At 44.7% G+C, this 1,718-nt stretch carries 1 protein-coding gene and 1 pseudogene; both read left to right on the top strand.

Annotated elements, in window-relative coordinates; genetic code table 11:
• Positions 1 to 82 (top strand): annotated as a pseudogene (locus tag BM329_RS14150) (IS200/IS605 family transposase); the annotation flags it as partial.
• A 335-nt stretch (positions 83 to 417) separates the two neighbouring features.
• Complete coding sequence (locus BM329_RS14145; protein WP_245759105.1) at positions 418 to 1,656, top strand: CRISPR-associated endonuclease Cas3''; 1,239 nt, start codon at positions 418 to 420, stop codon at positions 1,654 to 1,656.
• The last annotated feature ends 62 nt before the right edge of the window (positions 1,657 to 1,718 follow it).

Below are 1,718 nucleotides of genomic sequence, written 5' to 3'. Positions count from 1 at the left end.
TTCATACTTCGCTTGCACTGCTGGCGGTGCAACAATTGAAACGTTAAAGGCTTATGTGGAGAGTCAGGCGACCCCAGATTAAGCCGCTATCGCGTCTTAGGCCTTATATCCTCGCCCGATGAGGGCGAGGGGTTACGGCGAAATTGCTAAAAAGAACCCATATCAAAAAGCACCTTGTATAAATAACGCAAAGAGGTATTGGCCTTAAATTCAGCCAATGTGATAACTCAACTCCAACAAGAAACTAACTATCTGAAACGAAAGCTAGCGTATAGAGATAAACACTATCAGAGAGAACTCCTCGTTCAAAATTCAGATGGCTATTTACTTAGTTTCAGCCAATATATATAACAAGCAAGATTAACAAATCTTATATTAATGGAGTCAGGTTGGAATTTTATTTCAACGCAAAAAAATATGCCTGAGCTAATCAATAACTTTGCCCACCTCAACCAATATTGGGGCAAAGCCAAAAAGAATCCCTATTCTGACGAAGAATATCATCTTCTGGCTTATCACTGTCTGGATGTCGCGGCAGCAGGTCACTTATTATTGTCTCCACACAAAAAAATCACCCAAGACCTTGCTGATTTTTTGGAAGTATCACCAGAAACATTCCAAAATTTATTTGCCTTTTTTCTGGCACTGCATGATATCGGTAAATTTGCTTCGGCATTTCAGCAATTATATTCCCCAGAAAATACTGACCTCATTAAACCCGACCAGCTTAAACCCTACGATTCCAGATACTTCAGGCATGATCGACTGGGGTTATTTTTCTGGCAGAAAATCCGGGATGATGTACTGATTGCTTTAACCGGCAATAGTGACCTGCCATTCAGCGGAAAAGCGCCGCAGAAACGAGCACAGAAAACGCTGATGGTTTTAATGCAGTGTATGCTCGGGCATCATGGTAAACCGATTGATGATAATCGATGTGAAGATAGTGTCGATTTCACTGATGCCCGAAATGTTGACGATGCCGCGGCATTTACCCATGATCTGCTTGCACTTTTTCAACCTCATCTGCCGCTGGAAAAATTACTCTCAAAAGAGTGGCGACTTAAGCTGAAACAAGTAAGCTGGCAGCTTGCCGGTATTGTCGTACTGGCTGATTGGATAGGTTCTGACTGCAAGTATTTCCGTTACCAGACCCAAGCTCTTTCGCTGTCAGAATACTGGTGTATCACCCAAAAACAGGCTCAAATTGCCCTGAATGGTAATGATATCTACAACACACCCGTCATATCGCCTTACACATCTATCCAGGATTATTACCACTTTGCACCAACTCCGCTGCAAAAATGGTCGGAGGAAGTCCCGATTGATGACTCCCCACAACTTTTTATTCTGGAGGATGTGACCGGAGCGGGTAAAACAGAAGCTGCCCTCGCCCTGACCCATCGATTAATGCAAACCGGTGCCGCGGACGGCTTCTATTTTGGCCTGCCGACAATGGCTACCTCCAACGCGATGTTTGGCCGAATCGCTAAACACTACCACCGAATGTTCGATACCAAAAACGGCAAACTGCCCAGCATCGTGCTGGCTCACGGCGCACGCGAAATGAATGATGATTTTCAGGACATCGTGCTGACTTCTGAACATGACGACAGTGATTACTACTACAGCCGTAATTGTTCTGTAAGCCGATGATCTTCCCGGCGACGATAATGACATTGTTGTGCCCGGTATTGATGCCGTCGTCGCCAGTCTGA

Source organism: Xenorhabdus koppenhoeferi (assembly GCF_900116635.1).
GTDB classification, from domain to species: domain Bacteria; phylum Pseudomonadota; class Gammaproteobacteria; order Enterobacterales; family Enterobacteriaceae; genus Xenorhabdus; species Xenorhabdus koppenhoeferi.
Note: the sequence above shows the minus strand (reverse complement) of the source record. Positions and strands in the feature narration are given on the sequence as shown.

What these genes read in the sequence shown, in the direction of transcription:
- BM329_RS14145 (WP_245759105.1), top strand. Translation starts at nt 418, where the DNA reads ATGCCTGAGCTAATCAATAACTTTGCCCACCTCAACCAATATTGGGGC.